This is a genomic window from Salinicola sp. 4072 (genome assembly GCF_036663415.1).
Lineage (GTDB): Bacteria > Pseudomonadota > Gammaproteobacteria > Pseudomonadales > Halomonadaceae > Salinicola > Salinicola salarius_A.
Genome location: NZ_JAXOVV010000039.1, coordinates 1 through 23,356, shown reverse-complemented (window position 1 = coordinate 23,356; position 23,356 = coordinate 1). Strand labels below are relative to the sequence as shown.

Annotated in this window: 23 protein-coding genes; 19 read left to right on the top strand and 4 right to left on the bottom strand. The window is 58.6% G+C overall.

Annotation, left to right across the window (positions count from 1 at the left end):
- Window positions 1-519 precede the first annotated feature (519 nt).
- The 5 genes from R3F72_RS17550 (at window position 520) to R3F72_RS17530 (ending at window position 6,045) form a co-directional block, all read left to right on the top strand.
- On the top strand, window positions 520-1,509 hold the full coding sequence (locus R3F72_RS17550) for a TRAP transporter substrate-binding protein (protein WP_332780354.1): 990 nt from the start codon (window positions 520-522) through the stop codon (window positions 1,507-1,509).
- 83 nt (window positions 1,510-1,592) lie between these two features.
- Window positions 1,593-2,015 (top strand): TRAP transporter small permease, encoded by a 423-nt coding sequence (locus R3F72_RS17545; protein ID WP_332780353.1) that lies wholly within the window; start codon window positions 1,593-1,595, stop codon window positions 2,013-2,015.
- Entirely contained in the window at window positions 2,015-3,322 is a 1,308-nt protein-coding gene (locus R3F72_RS17540) for a TRAP transporter large permease (RefSeq protein ID WP_332780352.1), read from the top strand. Before R3F72_RS17545 ends, R3F72_RS17540 begins: the two co-directional genes overlap by 1 nt.
- A 37-nt stretch (window positions 3,323-3,359) precedes the next feature.
- Window positions 3,360-4,616 carry an acetyl-CoA hydrolase/transferase family protein gene (locus R3F72_RS17535; RefSeq protein WP_332780351.1) on the top strand — a complete coding sequence of 419 codons (1,257 nt, stop codon included), beginning with the start codon at window positions 3,360-3,362 and terminating at the stop codon, window positions 4,614-4,616.
- A gap of 616 nt (window positions 4,617-5,232) precedes the next feature.
- Entirely contained in the window at window positions 5,233-6,045 is an 813-nt protein-coding gene (locus tag R3F72_RS17530; RefSeq protein WP_332780350.1) for an IclR family transcriptional regulator domain-containing protein, read from the top strand.
- Window positions 6,046-6,375: 330 nt separating this feature from the next.
- Here the strand turns inward: R3F72_RS17530 and R3F72_RS17525 are convergent, their stop codons facing one another.
- Genes R3F72_RS17525 through R3F72_RS17510 form a run of 4 tightly spaced genes read right to left on the bottom strand, consistent with a single transcriptional unit; the run spans window position 6,376 to window position 9,177 of the window.
- A complete protein-coding gene (locus R3F72_RS17525) occupies window positions 6,376-7,263 on the bottom strand; it encodes an MBL fold metallo-hydrolase (protein ID WP_332780349.1) in 888 nt (295 codons plus the stop codon).
- Between the two features lie 27 nt (window positions 7,264-7,290).
- The gene (locus tag R3F72_RS17520) at window positions 7,291-7,788 is read right to left on the bottom strand and encodes a nuclear transport factor 2 family protein (RefSeq protein WP_332780348.1); all 498 of its coding nucleotides are present in this window, start codon (window positions 7,786-7,788) and stop codon (window positions 7,291-7,293) included.
- Window positions 7,789-7,824: 36 nt separating this feature from the next.
- Window positions 7,825-8,478, bottom strand: a complete 654-nt coding sequence (locus R3F72_RS17515; RefSeq protein WP_332780347.1) for a 3-oxoacid CoA-transferase subunit B — start codon at window positions 8,476-8,478, stop codon at window positions 7,825-7,827.
- 18 nt (window positions 8,479-8,496) lie between these two features.
- Window positions 8,497-9,177, bottom strand: coding sequence for a 3-oxoacid CoA-transferase subunit A (locus R3F72_RS17510; protein ID WP_332780346.1), 681 nt, complete (start codon window positions 9,175-9,177; stop codon window positions 8,497-8,499).
- Between the two features lie 347 nt (window positions 9,178-9,524).
- Between R3F72_RS17510 and R3F72_RS17505 the strand changes: the two genes are divergently transcribed.
- The 14 genes from R3F72_RS17505 to R3F72_RS17440 all read left to right on the top strand — a co-directional run bounded on the left by R3F72_RS17505 (window position 9,525) and on the right by R3F72_RS17440 (window position 23,229).
- Window positions 9,525-10,730 (top strand): acetyl-CoA C-acetyltransferase, encoded by a 1,206-nt coding sequence (locus tag R3F72_RS17505; protein WP_332780345.1) that lies wholly within the window; start codon window positions 9,525-9,527, stop codon window positions 10,728-10,730.
- Window positions 10,731-10,792: 62 nt separating this feature from the next.
- Window positions 10,793-11,164 carry a PaaI family thioesterase gene (locus tag R3F72_RS17500; protein WP_332780344.1) on the top strand — a complete coding sequence of 124 codons (372 nt, stop codon included), beginning with the start codon at window positions 10,793-10,795 and terminating at the stop codon, window positions 11,162-11,164.
- Window positions 11,165-11,182: 18 nt separating this feature from the next.
- A complete protein-coding gene (locus R3F72_RS17495; RefSeq protein WP_332780343.1) occupies window positions 11,183-12,355 on the top strand; it encodes a thiolase family protein in 1,173 nt (390 codons plus the stop codon).
- 11 nt (window positions 12,356-12,366) lie between these two features.
- Complete coding sequence (locus R3F72_RS17490) at window positions 12,367-13,113, top strand: SDR family oxidoreductase (protein WP_332780342.1); 747 nt, start codon at window positions 12,367-12,369, stop codon at window positions 13,111-13,113.
- A 19-nt stretch (window positions 13,114-13,132) separates the two neighbouring features.
- The gene (locus R3F72_RS17485) at window positions 13,133-13,936 is read left to right on the top strand and encodes an enoyl-CoA hydratase/isomerase family protein (RefSeq protein ID WP_332780341.1); all 804 of its coding nucleotides are present in this window, start codon (window positions 13,133-13,135) and stop codon (window positions 13,934-13,936) included.
- Between the two features lie 38 nt (window positions 13,937-13,974).
- Window positions 13,975-15,129, top strand: a complete 1,155-nt coding sequence (locus R3F72_RS17480; protein ID WP_332780340.1) for an acyl-CoA dehydrogenase family protein — start codon at window positions 13,975-13,977, stop codon at window positions 15,127-15,129.
- A gap of 28 nt (window positions 15,130-15,157) precedes the next feature.
- Complete coding sequence (locus tag R3F72_RS17475) at window positions 15,158-15,799, top strand: glutathione S-transferase family protein (protein ID WP_332780339.1); 642 nt, start codon at window positions 15,158-15,160, stop codon at window positions 15,797-15,799.
- A gap of 268 nt (window positions 15,800-16,067) precedes the next feature.
- Window positions 16,068-16,904, top strand: a complete 837-nt coding sequence (locus R3F72_RS17470) for an FAS1-like dehydratase domain-containing protein (protein ID WP_332780338.1) — start codon at window positions 16,068-16,070, stop codon at window positions 16,902-16,904.
- On the top strand, window positions 16,904-18,067 hold the full coding sequence (locus R3F72_RS17465) for an acyl-CoA dehydrogenase family protein (protein ID WP_332780337.1): 1,164 nt from the start codon (window positions 16,904-16,906) through the stop codon (window positions 18,065-18,067). The genes R3F72_RS17470 and R3F72_RS17465 overlap by 1 nt, the downstream gene beginning before the upstream one ends.
- A 56-nt stretch (window positions 18,068-18,123) precedes the next feature.
- The gene (locus tag R3F72_RS17460) at window positions 18,124-18,945 is read left to right on the top strand and encodes an HpcH/HpaI aldolase/citrate lyase family protein (protein ID WP_332780336.1); all 822 of its coding nucleotides are present in this window, start codon (window positions 18,124-18,126) and stop codon (window positions 18,943-18,945) included.
- 10 nt (window positions 18,946-18,955) lie between these two features.
- Window positions 18,956-19,708, top strand: a complete 753-nt coding sequence (locus tag R3F72_RS17455) for an electron transfer flavoprotein subunit beta/FixA family protein (RefSeq protein WP_332780335.1) — start codon at window positions 18,956-18,958, stop codon at window positions 19,706-19,708.
- Window positions 19,705-20,631 carry an electron transfer flavoprotein subunit alpha/FixB family protein gene (locus R3F72_RS17450; protein WP_332780334.1) on the top strand — a complete coding sequence of 309 codons (927 nt, stop codon included), beginning with the start codon at window positions 19,705-19,707 and terminating at the stop codon, window positions 20,629-20,631. Before R3F72_RS17455 ends, R3F72_RS17450 begins: the two co-directional genes overlap by 4 nt.
- A 94-nt stretch (window positions 20,632-20,725) precedes the next feature.
- Window positions 20,726-22,393, top strand: coding sequence for an electron transfer flavoprotein-ubiquinone oxidoreductase (locus tag R3F72_RS17445; RefSeq protein ID WP_332780333.1), 1,668 nt, complete (start codon window positions 20,726-20,728; stop codon window positions 22,391-22,393).
- 44 nt (window positions 22,394-22,437) lie between these two features.
- On the top strand, window positions 22,438-23,229 hold the full coding sequence (locus tag R3F72_RS17440; protein WP_332780332.1) for an alpha/beta fold hydrolase: 792 nt from the start codon (window positions 22,438-22,440) through the stop codon (window positions 23,227-23,229).
- Window positions 23,230-23,356 lie beyond the last annotated feature (127 nt).

The window sequence follows — 23,356 nt, the reverse complement described above, 5'->3', positions numbered from 1 at the left end:
GAGCTGGGCCGCTTCCAAGCGAAATTCCGGGCTAAACGTTCTCTTCTTCGTCATCATCTGCACCTGATTGTCTCTGTGAGCCATCATACACTCAAAGTCAGGTGGCCAGATTCACTGTGCCACTACATTCCGTACGGCAGGAAGCACTAACTAGCGCTTGGCCTCTGAAACCTCCGTGCCGCTGTATTTGACCTTCTGGGGTAGAGGGGCTGCCCGGACACGCCGTCCTGCCGGGCCAGCTCGGTAATCGATACGCCACACTACTTCGGTATGTCAGTTTCTGGGAAAGGTTACAGAATTCTTCTCAGCGCCCACCGTGATGGGACTAGTTTTGAGCAGGGGCTTCGCGAGGGAAATTACCACTATCGTCTAAGAGGCATCGCCATTTTCGGCCAATAAGAGCCTTGACAGGCATATGGGCAAATACTTTAATGGACATTAGTCCGTAAGGCGGACTTACATTCACCTAGGGGCCAGTAAAGGCTTCCTCTGGAACAATAGGTATAATAGGGTGAAGCAATGAAATTAAATAAGATTCTAGCTGCAACAGCCGTGGCCTCATTTACATCGATTACAGCAGCTCCTGCGCTAGCAACCGAACTTAGAATGCTGTCGAGCTGGGCTTCGAACCAAGCTTATAACGAACATATTGCAATACCCTTTATGAAAAAAGTGTCGGAGCTATCTGACGGAGAAACTTCGATTACTATGGCTGGACCCGATGTGGTACCTGCGTTTCAACAACTGGAGCCAGTTCAAGCTGGGTTGTTTGATATCTTGTTTACGGCTCCTGCGTATCATATCGGATCGGCAAGCGTTGCACTTGGTATAGAAGGAACGGAGCCAGACCCTGAGCTGCGGCGTTCATCAGGTATTATCGACACGATGGATGAGTTTTATAACGGGCTAGGCCTGAAAGCTATTTTTGTTGCGCCGGCCGGTTCGAAAGCCTTCAATTTTATGCTCAAAGATCCGGTTGAAGACGCTCCATCGCTTGAAGGAAGAAAGATTCGAGGAACACAGCTCTATAACCCGGCTATTGAAGGTTTGGGCGGCTCTCCGGTTGTTATGCCCATGACAGACGTTTATTCTGCTCTTCAGACAGGGGTTGTAGATGGGGCGGGGACAACACTGGTGGGAATGCTGGAGCAAAAGTGGTATGAGGTTGCAGATTATATTTCACGTCCAACTTTCGGTACGGTGGACCTTTTTGCCTACATGAACCTTGACACGTGGGAAAGCTTGTCGGAAGAAGAGCAAAACGTGATTATGAAAGCGGCTCTTGAGATTGAGAAAGAAACTGTGGCTAGGTTTGACAAACTGGCTGCCGAGGAAGAAGCAGAGCTTCTGAAGCGGGGCGTGCAAATTACCCAGATGCCAGAAGAAGATGCTGCGCGCCTGGATAAACTAATCGCAGATGGTGCTTGGGAGACAGCCAGAAGCCTGGGCCACGACGAGGTGATAGATAAGATGTACAAACAGGCTAAAGAAGCAGGAATTCTTCAGTGATAAACATAGCCTCAAGAGCCATAAAGAGTCAGGTCGAGGGAATTCTCGACCTGTCGATAAAAGTAAGTCTAGGCATAGCCTGCATGGCCTTGGTGGGAGTGGTGTGCATCACGCTGATTGAAATAACGTCTCGCCATTTCTTCGATAGCCCCACTCGGTGGGGCTCTGACAGCGTTCGTTATCTATTGGCGGTAGTGGTCATGTTTGGTTTGCCCGAAGTGACTAGGAGAAGGGGGCATGTTTCGATATCGATCTTTTCGCAAAAATTTCCAGCAAACCATATTTATCAGAGAGTAATGTTTGCCGTCTGTGCCATCGTCTGTGTCATCGTGGCTTATATCATGCAAGATGTGTTCTGGACGCAGGTCGATCGGGGAATAAATACCCAGGGGACATGGCGGATACCGAAAGCTTATGTGACAGGCTGCTTAACCATTGGGTACTTAATGTCAGGACTGGTTTTTGCCTACCTTTCGATGTTTCCTGACAATGGGAGTGAAGAGTAATGGATTGGCTTGTCACTTTGCTGATATTTTTCGGCGCGCTGATCGGCTTGATGGCTACGGGAATAAATGTGTTCATCGCATTCCTCGTGGTCAACCTGTCGGCCACCATGGTCATGATGGGGCCACGAGGTTATGGAATGTTCGTCAACAGTGTCGGCGATAGCATGACAACGATGGGCTTCGTGACGATTCCGTTATTTATCTTGATGGGTGAAATTCTCTTTCGCTCAGGGAGTGTCGACGTTCTTTTCAACTCCGTGAATCGGCTCGTTGGAAAGATTAAGGGAAGGCTATATGTAGTAGTGTTGCTGCTGGCGACCATCTTCGGGGCACTCTCCGGAGCTGCCGTGGCTGTCTCCGCGATGCTGGGCCGCTCGGTACTTCCTAATATGGAGTCACGGGGCTACTCTCCCAAGATGTCAGCGTCGGTCATTCTGGCAGGGGCATCACTGGCACCTATTATCCCCCCCTCCTTGCTTGCGATTATCATCGGGTCCCTTGCGAATGTATCAATCGCCGGCTTGCTGATCGCCGGGATCGTGCCTGGTATTATAATTTCATGCCTGACGGGCGCCTACATCTTCCTCTCGATCAAGAGGAACGCAAGTATCGCACCTAGCGATGAGCAGGACGAAGAAGACAAAGAAGGGGGCACCACAGCAGGAGCGCTGCTAAAAATGATCCCATTCATGTTTGTTGTCTTCATGGTGATGGGCATGATCATGCTGGGTATAGCGACCCCCACTGAATCAGCCGCGACCGGTGTGCTAGGAGCGATCTTAGTTGCCATTTTTTATAATCGTGCAAGTGTCGAGATGTTCAGCCAGTCGCTAACCTCATCGGTCAAGTTGAGCGCGATGATCATGATTATTATCGCGTCATCCTCTTTGTTCAGTCAGCTCGTATCTTTTACTGGTGCATCCCAAGGGTTGGTCAATTGGGCGACAGGCCTGGGTCTGGATCCCATCGTTATGTTCATCATAATGATGATAATTCCAGTCATCTTGTGTATGTTCATTGATCAGATCGCCTTCATACTTATGGCGGTGCCGCTGTATCAGCCATTAGTGGCTGCACAGGGGTTCGATCCGATCTGGTTCTGGACAATATTGCTCATTAACCTGACGGTAGGAGGCATTACACCACCTTTCGGGTATACACTGTTTGCCTTGTCCGCTGCGGCTCCTGGCCTTACTGTGAGTCAAGTCTTCCGAGCCAGCTTCCCGGTACTGCTGATCTTCCTCCTCTCGGTCGTGTTGATGACAGCGTTTCCGAATGTGGTGACCTGGCTGCCCGGTATTATGTGATAAAAGCCAACGGACCGTTAGAGAAAAGGGAACGGCAATGCGTAATGCGTCGACGGTAGTGATTAACCAAGATTCCCTCGAGCTCAGTGACTGGATAAAATCTGGAGACTCTGTTGTCTGGGGGCAGGCGGGGGCGGAGCCCGAAACCATCACCAATGCCTTGATCAGTCAGCGTCACGATATCGGACCCTTGACGGCAACGATCGGCTTCAGCCTGTCTCGAACACCAGATCCCTTCTATACAGATAAAATAACATTTCGTTCATATTGCGCGAGCGGAACGAATAGGCGTTTGGCGAAAGACGGTCTCCTGGAAGTTTTGCCAGTACCGTATTCCACCTTGGCCAGCGTGTTGACTCCTGTCGATGTGCTGCTGCTTCACCTGCCACCCGCTGGAGCAGACGGGCGTCATAACCTTGGCGTACTGCAGGAGTATATCGCCCCACTGATAAAACGAGCGAGGATCGTCATCGCTGAGATCAATGATCAGATGCCGGATGTGCCTGGCATGATAAGCATCGGTAGGGAAGAGATCGATGTTGTCATTGAAACATCGCGACCCATTCGTGAGCTTGTTCTCCCAGAACCTACCGTGACGGAGAGAAAAATCGCCGATCATGTCGCTGGGCTGGTCGAGAATGGATCGGTGCTTCAGATGGGGCTTGGGCAGTTACCCGATGCTATTCTTGGTGCGCTCGAGAGTCACCGAGATCTGGGAGTTCACTCAGGGGTGATTGGTGATGGTATCGTCAAGCTTATAAAGAAAGGGGTCATTAATAATTCTAAAAAGGTCCACGACCGTGGTGTCAACATCACGGGTTGGCTGTTGGGAAGCCAAAGACTCTACGATTTCGCGCACAGGAATGACTCGATTAGATTATGCCCTTCATCTTACACACATGACCCGGTGATTCTCTCGGAGCAGAATCGGTTTGTAGCGATCAACTCCGCCGTAGAGGTTGATCTGACGGGGCAAGTCAACGCCGAGGTGGCCAATGGTCAGTACATCGGATCCGTCGGCGGTGCGGCAGAGTTTCTCCGCGGTGCGCATAGGTCAAGGGGAGGTTTGCCCATCATAGCCCTCCCCGCAACAGTCAGGAAGACAGGGGCATCCCGTATCGTAGGGGCATTGTCGGGGCCGGTTAGCACACCGCGCAGTGAAGCGGGCATCATCGTGACCGAGTACGGTGTGGCAGACTTGCGAGGGCGCACCCTGTCGGAAAGAAAACGGTTAATGTTAGAAATTGCCGCACCGGAGCACCGCGCCGAGCTGCAGCACGTGCTCGTCTATTGAGGTTACAGAAGCGGTTGCGATACCTATTGGAGAAACACGATGGTATTAGCTATGCTCCTCGCTCATGATGACGTATCAGCGGCATGAGCCGACCGGCAGTCCCCAAGTTGCGGATCAATGATGGCACTGGCTTAGTAGTAAACAACACTAGCCACCCATTGGGCGGCTAGCCGGCTGCGGTCCCCTTCTGCACCGCGGAGGGAAGTCATCAGGCAGGCATTCGGGGCTTTCCATGGATAAGTTTACTGAATATGAGTTGTGGCACACCGAAATGCACTGATCCGATAGTAGCAGCGGCAGGGTTCACCGACCTGACTCAGGTAAAGAGGTATGCTTCGAGGCCAATAGTGAGGGGACGTCACCAAACAAATTAATACGCTAAATAAAGTGTTGAGCGCTGGCAATAAGACGAAAGTCTAAGCGGTATCGATTCCTACTCGATGCGGTATCCGTGAAATGCCACAGCCTAGTAGGGCTCAGAAAGAGCCGTCATCAGCTAACTGGCTTTTTTCGTAACCGGATGCGATCACATTAAGGCGCTGCACGAGTCGAATTGTTCAGAATCGATGATTAGCAGACCCAAGCCACACAGTTATTTGAGTAACAGGAAGCATGTATGTGCCCAAAGGCAGAGTCTCTTTCGAGTCAAGATGCGTTCCCACGGACTGAGTTTGTCAGCGCTGTTGGGAGGGCGATGAAAATTCTCGAATGCTTCACGTCTGAGGATTCTTTGAGACATCAGGGGCGGTTGACTCTGACCGATGTGGCCAAAATTACAGGGCTTACTCGAGGGACCTCACGACGCCTTTTGCTGACGCTTAAACAGATTAGCTATGTCGATACCGATGGCAAAATGTTCTGGTTGACTCCGAAGCTGATCAACCTGTCACGTGGCTTCTTGGTGCCAAACAGTCTAGGTGAAGAGTCCGCGAAAATACTCGAGGAGCTGACGCGTAGTCTGGATGAGTCCTCTTCGGTGGGAATGCTCGATGGCGGAGAGATTGTTTACATCGAGCGGGTAGAGGTGCGCCGTATTTATTCATCGAGCATCACCAATGGCACTCGCCTGCCCGCTGCCTGCAGCTCGATTGGGCGAGTACTTCTTGCCGCCTTGTCGGATAAAGATCTGCACAACTGGCTGCAACTTTATAGGCTTAATGGCTTCACAGAGAAAACCATTACCGATCCCATAAAGTTCTGGGACGAGATTATTAAGATACGCAGCAAAGGCTTTGCTATAAATGATGAAGAGCTTGAAATCGGCATCCGTTCGATAGCGGTGCCCATCATGAGCCCGAGCGGCAGGACCATAGCGGCGCTCAATGCCTCTACCGTTTCGGCACGTCACGCGAAGGAAGACTTGGTCGAGCAGTTTCTGCCCAAGCTGATCGAGACTTCTCGCAAGCTTGCTGTGACGGTGGGCTGGTAAGCAGCAGCCATGATTACCTTGTCGACGTCAGGCCGCCGAACGATGTATCGTACGGCAGGCCTTATGGCCTGACCTAGCGTCACGCAGAGCGCGTACCTTGGGCCGATCTACCCATCGGCAATATGGGGCGGCTCGTAGGGATCGTTTCATCGAGCCTGAACGTGTGGCTAATTGGTAGGGTGCGGGCCGGAGCAGGCCACCTGTCGTGTCCACACCTCTTTCTATGAAAACCCGACTGCCTCTGAACTGCACCCCGAAGGTTGGATTGGGTGTCCAACTTTCGGGGTGCAGTTCAGAGGCAGTCGGGCTCGTCTATCAGCATGAGACGAATCAGGGCCATTCGGCACCCTCGAACCTGTAGCCATTCTCGGTCTTTTGGATATAGCCGCAACAGGGTACACCGAAATGCATCGGCATCAGGAGAATGCGTCGCTCGCAGGCCTCTTCAAGCACTCGCTTCCTCGTATCGCGTGCCACTTCGGGAAGAACACAGTATGCAGTGTTCAACTCTGGCTTGAGAATCTGGACCGGGGAGTGAAATACATCTGCACAGAAAAGAGCTTCCTCGCCATCCGACTCGAGGCGATAGCTAAGCATTCCGGGCGTATGGCCGGGCACAGGCTCAACCGTGAGGCAGTCCAGAATTTTACCTGCATCGTCTTCAATAAAGTCGACAACTCCTGCCTCGACGACAGGTGTCACGCTGTCGCCCCAGCTATTATCCATGGCCATGTCGGGTTTTTCTTCGATGGCCTGATTCCAGTAGTCGAAGTCCGTTTTTGGCATTAAGTAGCGAGCATTCGGAAATGCGGGTACCCAATTGCCATCTTTCAGCATGGTATTCCAGCCGGTATGGTCTGAGTGCATGTGAGTCTGTATAACGTGCGTGACATTCTCGAAACTTGCGCCGGCGGCTTCGAGCCATTCGCCTACACGGTTATTGAGGTTGCGCATGCGCGGGGCGGTGCGAGGCTTGTCGTTGCCGACCCCCGTATCGATCAGGATGACCTTGTCGTCGATCTGTACTACCCAGATCTGGATTGTGATGATAAGCCGGTTCATCTCTGGCACATAGTGATTGGGTGCCAGTAGGTCGGAGAACGAATCCAGCTCGGTCTGTGTTAGGTCCGGGAACAGGAACGCTGGATCGTGTGTAGGCGCGCTGTACTCGACAACTCGAGTGACCTTCGCCCTGCCGACGTGCCGTGATTGAATCATGTAGTGACTCCTTTGCCTCGGTAACGATCACTCGACACTTTCTGAGATGGGGGTGCCATCGACATTGATATAGGTCGGCTGGCCCACAAAGCCCTTGTCAAGTGTCGAATAGTAGTAGAAGGTGATCTTTCTCTTCTTGAACTTCCATTCGCCGTCCACGCGTTGAAATGTATCGTCATAGTGGCCGGCTGATACGTAGCTTTTACCATCCTTGAGCGACAGGTACTGCATCGAAATGCGTCCTGTCGCCTGGTCACCCTCGATATGCATGGTTGAGTTCGTGCAGAAGTGCCAGAAGCCTTCGGCCATATTGGCGACAGTTTCACTGAAAAAGCGGAAAATTTCCGCGCGCCCCACTGCATGAGCAAGGCCTTGAAATTCACCATCTTCGGTAAATAGGCTGGCCAACTCCTCCCAGTTGCGATCGTCAAGAACGTGGCAGTAATATGCACGAAGCTGGGTGATTTTTGCGCGATCTTCGAGTAGTTGAATCCGCTTTTCCAAATTACTAGAAGGTGTTGTCATTTTTTCCTCGACTAGGCTTTTGTCCAGAGAATGCTGCTATCTCCACTTGAGTGGTGCACCGGTTAGGTGCTGAAGGGTATCGCGTGTCATGCCACCGATCATCTCGCGGACCACGAAGCCCTCGTCGGTGACATCGATGACGGCAAGGTCGGTGTAGATGCGGCTTACACACCGCTGGGAGGTCAAGGGGTATTGGCTGCGTTCCACCAGGCGGGGGGCTCCATCCCGGGTGGTATGGTTCATGGCGACCCAGACCCTCTTGGCGCCTACCGCCAGGTCCATGGCACCTCCCACTGCGGGAGCCGAGTCGTTGTTCGATCGTGCCCAATTGGCAAGGTCGCCCCTCGAGGAGACCTCATAGGCTCCCAGCACGCAGAGATCCAGATGGCGACCACGGATCATGCCGAAGCTGTCGGCATGGTGGAAGAACGAGCCCCCGGGCAGCAGGGTGACATGCTGCTTGCCGGCATTGATCATCCAGCGGTCGACCTTGTCCTCCTCGGGAGCGGGGCCGATACCCAGGATGCCATTCTCCGCATGGAAGATCACCTCCCTGCCCTCTGGCACCCGGTTGGCGGCCAGCGTCGGAACGCCGATGCCCAGGTTGACGTACCAGCCTTCGGGGATGTCTCGAGCCACGCAGGAAGCGATGTCGGAACGCGTTCTGGGGGTCCACTGTGTCTGCGTCATCGTCGGTAGCCTCTTGTTTTATTCCTGCGGGTCGCCATAGGGGAGATGCACGATTCGGTTGACAAAGATACCGGGGGTCACGATGCCCTCAGGGTCCAGCTCGCCCAACTCCTTCACGTGCTGAGTCTGTGCAATGGTGAGTTTCGCGGCGGTGGCACAAACGGGGTTGAAGTTCCGGCCGGCCTTGCGATAGGTGAGGTTGCCCCAGCGGTCGGCCTCCCATGCCTCGACCAGCGCGACATCGCCGTGGAGGGCCTTTTCCAGGACGTAGGCCTGACCGTCGAACTCGCGCACTTCCTTGTTCTCGGCAAGCTTCGTGCCGACCCCGGTGGGGGTATAGAAAGCCGGAACCCCGGCCCCGGCCGCGCGCAACCGTTCCGCCAGGGTCCCTTGTGGATTCAGCTCGAGCTCGATCTTCCCGGCGCTGTAGAGCTCTTCGAAGACCGTGGAACCTGCGATTCTTGGATAGCTGCAGATCAGCTTTCTGACCCTGCCTTCCTTCAGGAGCCTGGCCAGTCCCACGTTGCCATAGCCCGCGTTGTTTGCCACCACGGTGAGGTTACGTACGCCGGTCTCGAGAAGCCCCTCTATCAGCAGGTTGGCCTGCCCGACCGCGCCGAATCCGCCCAGGAGCAGCGTCCCCTCGTCGGGCACTCCCTCCAAGGCCTCGGCGATCGATGAGGTGAACTTATTTATCATGGGCTTACCGTCCTTTACTGAAACATCCCCAAAAAACAGCGGGTTGGAAGAGATAGGTATTGGATTCGTGTTGTTCGTACAGTGGACATATGTCCAAAATAGCACGAGTGAGGCCTATGTCAAGCCAAGCTGGAGCAGTCTGTCAAGAGATAAGTGAGGGGGGCGATGCGCCGCTCGAGAGAAGTTCTTCAACTTTAGATGTAGGCGCGGGCATCAGGCTTGACAGCCTTGCACGACTCGTCTTTTATTTGTGGACATATGTCCGCGATACGGACTAGGCGTCTAGCTCCCGTAGAGGATCCGCCTCATCCCCAACCTGCAGGAGACCGAGAAGGAACTGTTTCGCCATGACAAAACTTAATGAAGCCTACGTTGTGTCTCCTGTCCGCACCCCCATCGGGAAATTCGGTGGCGCCTTTCGGCCGCTGACGGCCGACGATCTGATGGTACGCATCGTGAAGGAACTCATGGCGCGTACCGGGCTCGAGGGTGCGCCCCTCGACGAGGTGATCGTTTCGCAGTCCTACGCCTCGAGCGAAGCCCCCTGCCTGGGACGCTACGGCGCCCTGTCGGCGGGACTCCCCCTGGAGGTGCCCGGCTACACGCTGGATCGTCGCTGTGGCTCGGGCCTGCAGGCGGTGGTCAATGCGGCCATGTGTGTCCAGACCGGGCAGGCCGATGCGGTGATGGTGGTCGGCGTCGAGAGCATGAGCAATATCGAGTACTACTCCACCGACATGCGCTGGGGCGCGCGTGCGGGAAGCGTGACCCTGCACGATCGCCTAGACAGGGGGCGGGTGAGGTCTCAACCCGAGGAGCGCTTCGGGTACATCTCGGGCATGCCGGAAACGGCAGACACCCTGGCCCGCGAGTACGACATCACCCGGGAGGAGGCCGATGCCTTCGCCGCCAGGAGTCATGCCAGGGCTCACACGGCGTGGGAGAGCGGCCGCTTCGATGCCGAGGTCTGCGCGGTCGAGGTGCCGGGACGCAAGGGCTCGAGCACCACCGTGTCGCGCGACGAGGGGATACGCCCCGAGAGCACTCCCGAGAGCCTCGCCGGCTTGAAGGCGCTGCGCGAGGGGGGGGTATGCACGGCGGGTAACTCCAGCCAGCAGAACGATGCCGCGGCCGGCTGCTTGGTCGTGTCGGGCGACTATTTGGCCCGGCATGGCCTTACCCCCATGGGGCGCCTGGTGGGGTGGAGTGCGGCCGGGGTGGACCCTGCGCGAATGGGCATCGGCCCCGTGCCGGCGACACGCAGGCTGCTCGAGCGCACCGGTCTTACGCTGGATCAGATCGATCTGATCGAGTTGAACGAGGCCTTCGCCACCCAGGCACTCGCCGTCCTCAAGGGACTGGAGCTGGATGATCTCGAGCGTGTGAACGTGAACGGTTCGGGGATCTCCCTTGGGCACCCGATCGGTGCCACCGGCGTCAGGATCCTGACGACACTGCTGCACGAGATGGACCGTCGCAAGGCGCGCTATGGCCTGGAGACCATGTGTATCGGCGGCGGGCAGGGCATCGCAGCGGTATTCGAACGCCCATGAGTACTCCAACTTCATACCAAAGTCCTTGGAAGCTGGATGACATCCTGTCTGAGAGCCCCTTCATGGCCGATCTCGGCCTGCGTCTGCTCCATCTCGGCGAAGACGGGGCCCGCTTCGAGCTCGAGCTGGCTCAGCGTCACCTCAATGCCGAGGGGCGGGTCCATGGCGGTGTCTTGGCATCGCTGCTGGACGCCGCCTGTGGCTTCCCGGCCCGTGTGGTAGAGAATCACCACGACCTGGTCAGGGCGGTCACCCTGACGCTTTCCATCGAATACCTTGCGGCGCCCCGGGGGCCGCTGGTTCAGGCTCGTGGCCGAATCGTGGGTGGCGGTAAGAAGATCGTCTTCAGTCGCGGAGAAGTACTCGACGCCGACGGCAACGTGGTCGCGATCGGTAGTGGCAGTTTCAAGAGGCTGTCTTTGCCCAAGTCTTGAAGTTTGGAGGAAAAACGAATGAGAGAAGTTATCGTAGCCGGTGTGGGAATGACGGCTTTCGGCAAGTTCCTCGACCGTAACCTGAAGTCGCTGTCCGAAGAGGCCGTCGAGCTGGCGCTCAAGGACGCAGGCATCACGGCCGACCAGGTCGAGCAGGTGGTGTTCGGCAATGCCGCCGCTGGTGTCGTGACCGGGCAGGAGATGATTCGTGCGCAATCCTCACTGCGCAATACCGGCCTCGACGGTGCGCCGATGTTCAACGTCGAGAATGCGTGTGCCTCCAGCAGCTCGGGCTTTCACCTGGGTTGGCTGATGGTCGCGAGCGGCCAGGCCGACTGCGTGCTGGTGATGGGCAGCGAGAAACTGACCCACGAGGACAAGGCCGTCTCCTTCGGGGCCTTCCAGCGGGCGGTGGACCTCGAGGAGCCGCTTCCCGAGGGGTATAAGGCGGGTTCCGGCTCTCTCTTCATGGACCTCTATGCCGCCAAGGCACGCAAGTGGATGGAGGCAAGCGGCGCCAACGCCGAGGATTTCGCCCGTGTGGTGGTGAAGAGCCGTCATGCCGGCAGCCTCAACCCCTGCGCCCAGTTCAGGAAAGAGACCAGCATCGAGGAGGTGATGCAGAGCCGTATGATCAGCGATCCACTGACGCTGTTCATGTGCTCCTCGATCGGCGATGGTGCGGCGGCCATAGTGCTGACCTCGGAAGCCTTTGCGAAGAAGCTCAATACCCCGAATATTCGGGTCAGGGCGTCAGCGGTGGTGTCGGCCAAGGCCCACGGCGAGCGCGACCTGGTTGCCGTCAGTGCTTCCAGAAAGGCGTACGAGATGGCCGGACTTGGGCCGCAGGATCTCGACGTCGTCGAGCTGCACGATGCCTCTGCGCCCGCCGAACTAATTCACTACGAGAACCTCGGTCTCTGCGAGCGAGGCGATGCTATCGACTTGATTCGCTCCGGGGATACCGCGATCGGCGGGCGCATTCCGGTGAATCCCAGCGGTGGTCTGCTGAGCCGAGGCCATCCCATCGGTGCGACGGGGGCCGGCCAGATCATCGAGCTGGTTCATCACCTGCGTGGCACTGCAGGCAAGCGGCAGAAAGAGGGCGCCAAGGTGGCACTCGCCGAGAACAACGGCGGGCAGCTGGCCGGGGACTCCGCCATCGCCGTCGTCACCATCTTGTCGGTTTGAGGAACGCCACCATGTCAGATCGTATTGCTATCGTGACCGGCGGCGCGCAGGGAATCGGCCTGGGCATCAGCCGAGAGCTGGTGACACGTGGCTATCGTCTCGTCGTATGGGACCGGGACGCCGCCGCTCTCGAGGCCCTGCCCGAGAGGCTGGGGATCGATCGAGAGAGGTTTATCGGCCAGGTGGTCGATGTTACTCGAAAGGCCGAGGTAGAGGGCGCCGTTGAGGAGCTTATCCAGCAATGGAAGGCGCCCGATGTACTCGTCAACAATGCGGGGATTACCCGTGACAAGCGCCTGGTCAACATGGAGGAGGAGGACTGGGACGCCGTCCTGAACGTCAATCTCAAGTCCCAGTTCCTGTGCTGCAAGGCCGTGGTGCCCGCGATGATCGAGGCCGGGAGCGGCCGGATCATCAACATCTCGTCGCGCGCCTGGCTTGGCGGCTTCGGCCAGGCGAACTACTCGGCCGCCAAGGGCGGGGTGGTAAGCCTGACGAGGACATTGGCCATCGAGCTGGCACGCAAGGGCATCACGGTCAATGCCGTGGCACCTGGTATCGTCGAGACCCCGCTGATGCAGAGCTACACCGATGAGCAGCGTCAGCGCCTGGAGAAGACGGTGCCGGTGGGGCGAATGGGGCAACCCGACGATATCGCCCGGGCAGTCGCCTTCTTCGCCTCTGAGGACAACACCTATGTGACCGGCCAGCTCCTGTATGTCTGTGGTGGTCGCTCGCTGTCGAGTCCGAGCGTTTAACGAATCGAAGGGGAAGACGATGAGCGTAACCTTCCATCAGCAAGGCCACGTTGGCGTCATCACACTCGACGACCCTGAGGCGATGAATGCGCTGACCCCTGAGGGCCTGATGGCCTTGCGTCGGCGGCTGCGTGAGTGTCAGGACGACGATGGCTGTCGCGTGATCGTGCTGACGGGGGCTGGTGACCGTGCCTTCTGCGCGGGAGCGAATCTGAAGAAAACCTTTCCGCCGGAGCGAGGCTTCGCGCGCAATCTGCTGATCGGACGTGCCGCCGAGGCGGAGGATGGTGGCTATACCCGCCTGATCGACCTGAGCGACCTGCAGATCTGGAAGCCCGTGATCGCAGCGGTCAATGGTTATTGCCTGGGAGGCGGTCTCGAATTGGCGATGCAGTGCGACATTCGCCTTGCATCGACGACCGCTTCCTTCGCTCTGCCCGAGGTCAAGGTAGCCAGTGTTCCCGCCATCGGTGGCGTCCAGGCCCTGCTGCGAGCGATACCTGCCGCCCATGCCATGAAGCTCGCCCTGACCGGCGATCGTATCGGCGCGTGTGATGCCTTGAATATTGGCCTGGTCAGCGATGTCTTCGAGCCGGATGCCCTGATGGATGGCGCCCTGGAAATTGCCGAGCGTATCGCGAGGAATGGTCCGCTGGCGGTACAGATGGTCAAGAAGCTTGCGGTCGAAACGGCACATCTCGCGCCTGCGGACTATATCGCCCAATCCAATATCGCCTGGGGGCTGCTGCGCGACAGCGCCGATCGAATCGAGGGCCGCACCGCCTTCGGTGAAAAGCGGACCCCGCACTACACCGGCAACTGAGGCGTCTCGCCCTACAGGAATAGAGAGAGCTTTATATCATGCAGTTTGAACTCAACAGTGATCAACGCATGCTCTCGGAAGCCGCCAAGCGGCTCTCCGACGAGACCCTGGTCCCGATCCTTGCGCGCGAGCCTGCCGACCGACCGTTATCGAAGCTGGTGATGCAGGAGATTTATGGTCATCTGGAGGAGTTTGGCATCACCGCCTCTCGTCTGCCCGAGGAGTTCGGTGGCTCGGGGCTGTCGATGCTGGATTACGGCCTGGTCATGGAACAGCTGCCGCCGGTGATTGCGCTCTCCCTGCTGTCACATGATGGATCCACCGTTCGTTTCAACGCGGGGGCAGATGAATCGGTTCGCGACAGCTACCTTGACGACTTTCGTAGTGGCCGCAAGATTGTCTGCACGGCCAACTCGGAGCCGAATGCGGGTTCCGATTCCAATACCATCTCGACGAAGCTCGAATTGGAAGGAGACCGTGCCTTCATCACCGGATCCAAGATGTGGATCACCAATGCCTCCATCTGTGACTGCATGATCGTGTCGTGCTCGACAGGCAAGGATGAGCGTGGACGTCCCATCCCGCAGCGGGTGCTGGTCGACCTGTCGAAGTCCGAGGTGGGGCTCAGGGAGACGGCCCTGGCGGGTCTGAAGCAGGGACACCTCTGCGAGGTGATCTTCGATCGTACCGAGGTGCCGGTGTCACATATCATCGGCTCGCCCGGAGATGCGGGCAAGTACATGACCATCGTCTGGAATGCCAATCGTCCGCTGATCGGTCTGATGGCGCTCAACATCGCCAGAAGAGCATACGACACCGCGCTTCAGCATGTGCTCGAGCGTCAGCAGTTCGGAGCGCCGCTCGCTTCCCGCCAGCTCGTCCAACAGGACCTTTCCGACATGGATGCGGCGATCACCAGTGCTCGGCTGACCTGCCTGATGGCGTTGGCGAAGCTGGATTCTGGTGCTCGCTCCAACGGCATATCGGCGATGGCCAAGCGCCTGGCGACCGAGAACGCCGTCAAGGTGATTCACACCGCCATGCAGCTCTGCGGTGGCATGGGGGTCACCGAGGAGCTGGGCCTAGCTCAGCTGTGGGCCGATGCTCGGGTCTTCCAGGTACCGGATGGCACGCAAGGCATCCTGGCACTGATTCATGGCCGCGACATCACCGGCACCGCCGCGTGGCGATAACCCCTAACTCCACGATAAGGATAGCGCAATGAATACCCTGCACTGGTCTCCGCGCTCCCCCTATGTCCGCAAGGTCATGGTGGCGCTGCATGAAAAGGGCCTGATGGATCAAGTGGTAACACGTCGAACCGTGGCGGACCCCATCTTGCCCCCGCTGGACTTCCTACCTATCAACCCCTTCGGCAAGATCCCCACGCTCGAGCGTCCGGGCCTTCCCCCGCTCTTTGACAGTCGCGTGATCCTGGAGTGGGTCGATCAGACGGGAACGCAAGGGCCCCGACTCTTTCCGTCCGATCCAGAAGAACGACTTGCGACCCTGCGGTACGAGGCAATCGGCACCGGCATGCTGGAGGTTGGCGTCACCCTGCTGATCGAAACACGCATGCGCAGGAAAGACCAGATCGACGAGAGGGTCGTCGAGGCCAACTTGAAGAAGTTCGAAGCGGGTCTGGACGTCCTAGAGAGCGAGGCCGAGATCATCGAGTCGCGCCCTTTCGATGCGGGTCATGTCTCAATCGGGGTGGCGCTTTGCTACTACGACTTTCGCTTCGGTGATCATAACTGGAGGCAGGGCCGCAGCAATCTGGCCGCATGGCATTACAGCTTCTGCCAGCGCTCTTCGGTTGCCGAAACAGAATTCAGCGATGAAGTCCTTCCTACCGAGAAATAGCGTTTGATGTGTGGTCTTCTTGCGACTCGTCGAGTTGATTGGACCGCTGATTGGGGGGCTGCAGGTACGGAGCGTGATGCTTCATGCGCGACGGTAAGGCAATAAAAACAATAATATCCAGTATCCGTTCTGACCAATTGGTGTGCCATGAAGAAGGCGAAAGAAATGACGAAATGCTACTGCCGTCACTTGGTAGATGCTAGGCCGATGTTTCCGACATGTATGGTCGATTGATTCAAACAACCTTTTGGGAAATGGGAGAGCCATGATGCCCTTATCGACCTTTGACAACTGGCTGGGAAGGCAGGAGCACTCTGTCGACTTCCTTTCTTCCTCGATGACCAGGCGGCTGGCCGTCACTCTCGGCGACGATGCGCTGGCCGCGGGGGATGCCCTGCCGCCCCTATGGCACTGGGCCTTCTTCCAGGAGCCGGTGGTAGGCTCCCGGCTCGGCATGGATGGCCATCCCCTGACAGGGGATTTCCTTCCCCCGGTGGAAGGGCGCAACCGTATGTGGGCGGGAAGCCGTGTCAGCTTCCTGCAGCCGCTTCGAGTCGAGGAGTATGCGCAGCGCATCTCCACTATCCGGTCGATTGAGGAAAAGCAGGGCAAGACCGGCGCCCTGCTCTTCGTCACAGTCCAGCATGAGTATCTACAGCATGGCGTCACATGCGTGAGAGAGGAGCAAGATATCGTCTATCGGGCACCCGCCCCGCCCAAGCTTGCGAGCTCCCTGCAGGTGCCCCCCGTGGATTGGCAGGATCCCGTCTATCCCTCGTCCGTTATGTTGTTTCGCTACTCGGCTGCCACGTTCAACAGCCATCGCATACATTACGACCTGCCCTATGCCACCGAGCAGGAGGGATATCCCGGCCTGGTGGTGCATGGCCCCATGATCGCGACGCTGCTGCTGAGAAGCTTTACGCAGCGCTTCCCCCACCGGGCCCCGCAGCGATTCGCCTTCCGTGGCATTCGCCCACTGATTGCCGATAAGGAGTTCCTGGTCGGTGGTATCGAGAATCAGGATCAGAGCTGCGCGCTTCTGGCATTCAACGACGAAGGCCCCGCCCACCAGGCCGAGATTCAATACAAGGAGACTAAGTGATGTTTACCCACGACAAGGAATCCATCAACGCCATTCGTGAAGGTGTCCGAGCGCTGTGCGCTAACTTCGATGATGCCTACTGGCGTGCCGTCGATGAGCGCAAGGGCTTCCCCAAAGAGTTTGTCGACGCCTTGACCGAGGCGGGGTGGCTGGCTGCCATGATTCCCGAGGAGTACGGCGGCTCCGGCCTTGGGCTTACCGAGGCTTCCGTAATTCTTGAGGAGGTCAATCGCTGTGGCGGCAACTCCGGCACCGTGCATGGCCAAATGTACAACATGTTCACGCTGCTTCGACATGGTAGCGAGGAGCAAAAGCGAAAGTACCTACCCAAGATTGCCGCAGGTGAGCTGCGCCTGCAGTCTATGGGGGTGACTGAGCCTACTACTGGAACCGATACCACCAAGATCAAGACAACGGCCGTGCGCAAGGGCGACAAGTATGTCGTCAATGGTCAGAAAGTCTGGATCTCGCGCATCCAGCACTCTGACCTGATGATCTTGCTGGCGCGCACGACCCCGATCGAGGAAGTGACACGTAAGTCCCTGGGCATGTCGATCTTTCTGGTCGACCTGCACGAAGCGATCGGTAACGGCCTGAGCGTCCAGCCGATTCCGAACATGGTGAACCACGAGACCAACGAGCTGTTCTTCGACAACCTGGAGATTCCTGCTGATAGCCTGATCGGCGAAGAGGGCATGGGGTTTCGCTACATACTCGATGGGCTCAATGCGGAGCGAACGCTGATCGCCGCCGAATGTATCGGGGATGGCCGCTGGTTCATCGAGAAGGCCAGTCAGTATGCCCGAGATCGCGAGGTCTTCGGCCGACCGATCGGCAAGAACCAGGGGGTACAGTTTCCCATCGCTCAGGCGCATATCGATGTCGAGGCTGCCGACCTGATGCGCTGGCGCGCCTGCCATGAGTACGACACCGGTACCAACGCCGGCGCCAGTGCCAACATGGCGAAGTACCTGGCGGCGGAAGCGTCGTGGAAAGCGGCCAACGTCTGTCTGCAGACTCATGGTGGCTTCGGCTTCGCTTCCGAATATGACGTCGAACGGAAGTTCCGCGAGACGCGCCTCTATCAGGTGGCCCCGATCTCGACCAACCTGATCCTCTCCTATGTGGCGGAGCATCTTCTGGAGCTGCCTCGCTCCTTCTGATCTTAGCCACGCATGATGAGCCGTGATCGTTCACCAAGACCTGAAGGGAGTTGCACGTGTTTCTGGAAAGTTGCCGTTCCTATCTATTCGTGCCTGCCACGCGCCCCGACCGCATAGGCAAGGCTCTGGCGGGCGCCGCCGATGCGGTCATCGTTGATCTCGAGGATGCCGTGGCCGAGGACCAAAAGGACGAGGCACGGCGCCTGCTGCAGGAGTTCATGGCAGCCTCCACCGGTGCCCGTTTCACAGTTCGTGTCAACGCGGGAGGAGAGGCGCTGGTCCGAGACCTTGAGCTCTGTGCCGAGCTTCCTGGTGTCGACGCCATCATGCTGCCGAAGGTGGAAAGTATTGAAGATATCCGTCGGGTCGCCGGCCTTGGCAAGCCGGTGTGGCCGCTTATCGAGTCCGCCAGAGGGCTGCTTGGCATCAACGAGATTGCTGCCGCGCCAGAGGTAGCAGGCTTGACCTTCGGTGCTCTCGATCTGGCGGCCGACCTCGGCATCGATCCGGCTTCGGAGGGGGCGGAGGTTTTCTATCATCAGTGCCGCTATCGGCTCGTCGTCGCTTCACGCGCCTATGGCCTGCCGGCGCCCGTCGAGACCGTCATTCCCGAAATACACGATACCGCCCGAATCGAGAAAGCCGCGAGGATGGCAGCCCAGATGGGCTTCTCCGGCATGTTGTGTATCCATCCCAACCAGGTTTCGATCGTCAATGGCTCCTTTACTCCCGATCAGGGCCTTGTCGAATGGGCCGGCCGGGTCGTGGAGGCCGCCCAGGTGAACACTGGCGCGTTCCAGATCGATGGCCAGATGGTGGATGCCCCTGTCATCCATCGCGCCTCGGTGATTCTTAAGCAGGCTAATCGCACTTTGTAAGGTGTTACTCATGAAAGTACTCGTCGCGGTCAAACGCGTCATCGACTACAACGTCAAGATCCGGGTCAAGCCGGATCACTCCGACGTCGACCTCACCAACGTCAAGATGGCCATGAACCCCTTCTGCGAGATCGCCGTGGAAGAGGCAGTGCGCCTGAAGGAGCGCGGGGTCGCCACCGAGATCGTCGCCGTCACCGTGGGGCCCAAGGCCGCGCAGGAGCAGCTGCGCACCGCGCTGGCGCTGGGTGCCGACCGCGCCATCCACGTCGAGACCGATGAGCGCGTCGAGTCGCTGGGGGCCGCCAAGGCGCTGGCCAAGCTGGTGGAAGAGGAGCAGCCGGGCCTGGTGATACTGGGCAAGCAGGCCATCGACACCGACAACAACCAGACCGGCCAGATGCTCGCCGCCCTGACCGGCCTGCCCCAGGGCACCTTCGCCTCCGCCGTGGATGTGGACGGAGAGAAGGTGCAGGTGACCCGCGAGATCGACGGCGGCCTGCAGACCATCGAGCTGTCGCTGCCCGCCATCGTCACCACCGACCTGCGCCTGAACGAGCCGCGCTACGCCAAGCTGCCCGACATCATGAAGGCCAAGAAGAAGCCGCTGGACGTCAAGAGCCCGGCGGATCTCGGCATCGAGGTGGCCTCGAAGGTCACGCTGCTCAAGGTCGAGCCGCCGGCCGAGCGTCAGGGCGGCGTCAAGGTGAGCTCCGTGGACGAGCTGGTCGACAAACTCAAGAACGAGGCGAAGGTGATTTCATGAGCATCCTGGTCCTGGCCGAACATCACGACGGCGCCCTGGCCGGCGCCACCGCCCATGTGGTCGCGGCAGCGAAGGCCATCGGCGGCGATATCGACGTGCTAGTGGCAGGCGAGAACGTGGCCGCCATCGCCGAGGCCGCGGCCAAACTCGACGGCGTCAGCAAGGTGCGCGTGGCCGACAACGCCGCCTACGCCCACCTGCTGGCCGAGCCTACCGCGGCGCTGATCAGTGAGCTCGCCGCCGACTACAGCCACGTGCTGGCCTGTGCCTCCACCACCGGCAAGAACGTGCTGCCGCGTGTGGCCGCGCTCAAGGACGTGGCCCAGCTCTCCGAGATCATCGCGGTGGAGAGCGCCGACACCTTCAAGCGCCCGATCTATGCCGGCAACGCCATCGCCACCGTGCAGAGCGAGGACGCGCTGAAGGTGATCACCGTGCGCGCCACCGCCTTCGATGCGGTGGGTGAGGGCGGTTCCGCCGCCATCGAGGCCGTCGATTTTGTGGCCGACAACGCCCAGTCCACCTTCGTCAAGGAGGCGCTGGCCGAGTCCGACCGCCCTGAACTGGGGGCGGCCAAGGTGGTGATCTCCGGCGGCCGCGGCATGGGCAACGGCGACAACTTCAAGCTCCTCGACGGCATCGCCGACAAGCTGGGCGCGGCCATCGGCGCCTCCCGCGCCGCGGTGGACGCCGGCTTCGTGCCCAACGACATGCAGGTGGGCCAGACCGGCAAGATCGTCGCCCCCGAGCTCTACATTGCCGTGGGCATCTCGGGCGCCATCCAGCACCTGGCGGGCATGAAGGACTCCAAGGTGATCGTCGCCATCAACAAGGACGAGGAGGCGCCGATCTTCCAGGTCGCGGATTACGGACTCGTCGGCGACCTGTTCGAGGTCCTGCCCGAGCTGGAAGGCAAACTATAGCAGTTGGACTTGATTCAGGAGTGGTCTCTCCGATTGTCGGCGGCAGTGGCGTTTGCCGTTTCCGTCGACTTTTTTCTTCTTGAAGGGGCGGAACATGGCGTCAGAAAGCGAACGCGAATCCATGGAATTCGATGTGGTCATAGTCGGTGCCGGCCCTTCGGGCCTGGCCGCCGCGTGCCGGCTGATGCAGCAGGCAGGCGAGGCCGAGCAGGAACTGTCCGTGTGCGTGGTGGAGAAGGGCTCCGAGGTGGGTGCCCATATCCTCTCGGGCGCCATCTTCGAGCCCCGCGCCCTGCAGGAACTGTTCCCGGATTGGCAGGAGCGCGGCGCGCCCTTGACCACCCCCGCCAGCCGCGACGAGGTCTACCTGCTCAAGGACGCCGAGAAGGGCCAGAAGCTGCCCAACGCCCTGGTGCCGCCCTCCATGCACAATACCGGCGGCGAGCTCACGCGCTACGTGATCAGCGCCGGCAACCTGTGCCGCTGGCTGGCCGAGCAGGCCGAGGGGCTGGGCGTGGAGATCTTCCCCGGCTTCGCCGCGCAGGAGGCGATCGTCGAGGAGGGCGTGGTCAAGGGCATCCTGATCGGCGACATGGGCGTGGGCGCCGACGGTCAGCCCAAGGATGGCCATATGCCGGGCATGGAGCTGCACGCCCGATACACCCTGTTCGCCGAGGGGACCCGGGGCCATATCGGCAAACGCCTGATCGAGGCCTATGACCTGGCCGCCGGCAAGGATCCCCAGCACTACGGCATCGGCTTCAAGGAGCTGTGGGACGTCCCCACCGAGCAGCACGAACCGGGGCTGATCCTGCACGGCTCGGGCTGGCCGCTGGAGAAGGGTACCCACGGCGGCTGGTTCCTCTACCACGGCGACAACCAGCAGGTGGTGGTGGGCCTGATCCTGGACCTCTCCTACCAGAACCCCTGGTTCTCGCCCTTCGACGAGTTCCAGCGCATGAAGCACCACCCGGTGCTGGCCAGGCACCTGGAGGGTGGCAAACGCGTCGCCTACGGCGCCCGAGCCATCGCCAAGGGCGGGCTGAACTGCCTGCCGAAGATGACCTTCCCCGGGGGGCTGCTGATCGGCTGCGACGCCGGGACCCTCAACTTCGCCAAGATCAAGGGGCTGCACACCGCCATGAAGTCCGGCCTGGTGGCCGCCGAAGCGGTGTTCGAGGCGCTGGCCCGGGGTGACGAGGGCGGCCAGGAGCTGACCACCTTCACCGAGAAGTGGGAGGCGAGCTGGGCCTATGCCGAGCTCAAGGGGAGCGCCAGCTTCGGCCCGGCGATCCACAAGTATGGCACCGTGGGCGGCGGCGCCTACAATTTCGTCGACCAGCTGCTCGGCGGCAAGCTGCCCACCGTCCACGACACCACTCCGGACCATGAGGCCCTGAGACCTGCCAGCGAGTTCGAGAAGATCGACTACCCCAGGCCCGATGGCAAGCTCTCCTTCGACAAGCCCTCCTCGGTGTTTCTCTCCAACACCAACCACGAGGAGGACCAGCCCTGCCACCTGTGGCTGGACGACCCCGAGCTACCAATCCGCGACAACCTGCCCGAGTACGCCGAGCCGGCCCAGCGCTACTGCCCGGCGGGGGTCTACGAGGTGGTCGAGGATGACGCGGGCAAGCCACGCTTCAAGATCAACTTCCAGAACTGCGTGCACTGCAAGACCTGCGACATCAAGGACCCGGCCCAGAACATTACCTGGGTGGCGCCGGAGGGCGGCGGCGGGCCGAACTATCCGAATATGTAAAAAAGGTGAAGTGAAAGCGATAAATGAAATAAGGAGATATTGGCATGAAATGGTTTGAAGGTAGAGGTATAAGTCTCAGGTATAAGATGCTACATGGGCGAGGCCCTTATTTAGTGCTTATCCACGAGATGGGGGGCTCCATCGAGAGCTGGGATCAAGTGATTGCTCATCTCCCCCCTAATCAAGGGGTAATTGTGCCCGAAATGAGGGGGATGGGTTTTTCGGAAAAAATTAAGGAAGAACCCAGTTTTTCTGATATCGCTGACGATATTTTGGCGCTGCTTGACTACCTTGACGTTCACGATCCTGTGGTGATGTCAGGTTGTGCGGTTGGTGGCGGAGTTGCTGTACAGTTTGCTCTGAACTATCCGGAGCGAGTAGCGGGTCTCGCCCCATTGGGCCCTGCAATGGACGTGGCTGATACGGCTCGAAGTGCCGTCCTTGCGATGGCCGATCGTATGGAGGCGGAAGGGATGCGCCTGATGGAGCCCCTACTCCTTGATCGAACCTACCCCCAATATTATCGAGACCGTAATCCAGGGCATTTCTCTTTGGTTCGTGGGCGCTGGTACGGTAATGATCCCGTTTCCTTTGCTCATTTCTTTCGCATGCTGGCAGCTACGAATCTTATTGCTGAATTGAGCAGGTTATCTTGTCCGGTGTTTTTCGGGGCGGGGCTACATGATAGCTTTCGTCCTCCTGAATATGTAAAAAATGCAGCGAAGTATGTTCATGATGCCAAAGTCTTCGAAATCGAAGCTGGACATCATGCTGCGGACCATGCGCCAGGTACCGTCGCGAAGCTTTTGACAGACCTTGTGGAAAAGGTCTCTTGAGTCTAGGGCCTGTTGACGTTTTGAGGGATAGCATTGGCAGGATAGGGGCAAACTCGCAGAATACAGGTTCCGACACCAACAAACTGCGAGCTTGCCATGCCCCGACTGATGCTCACGGATGAACACT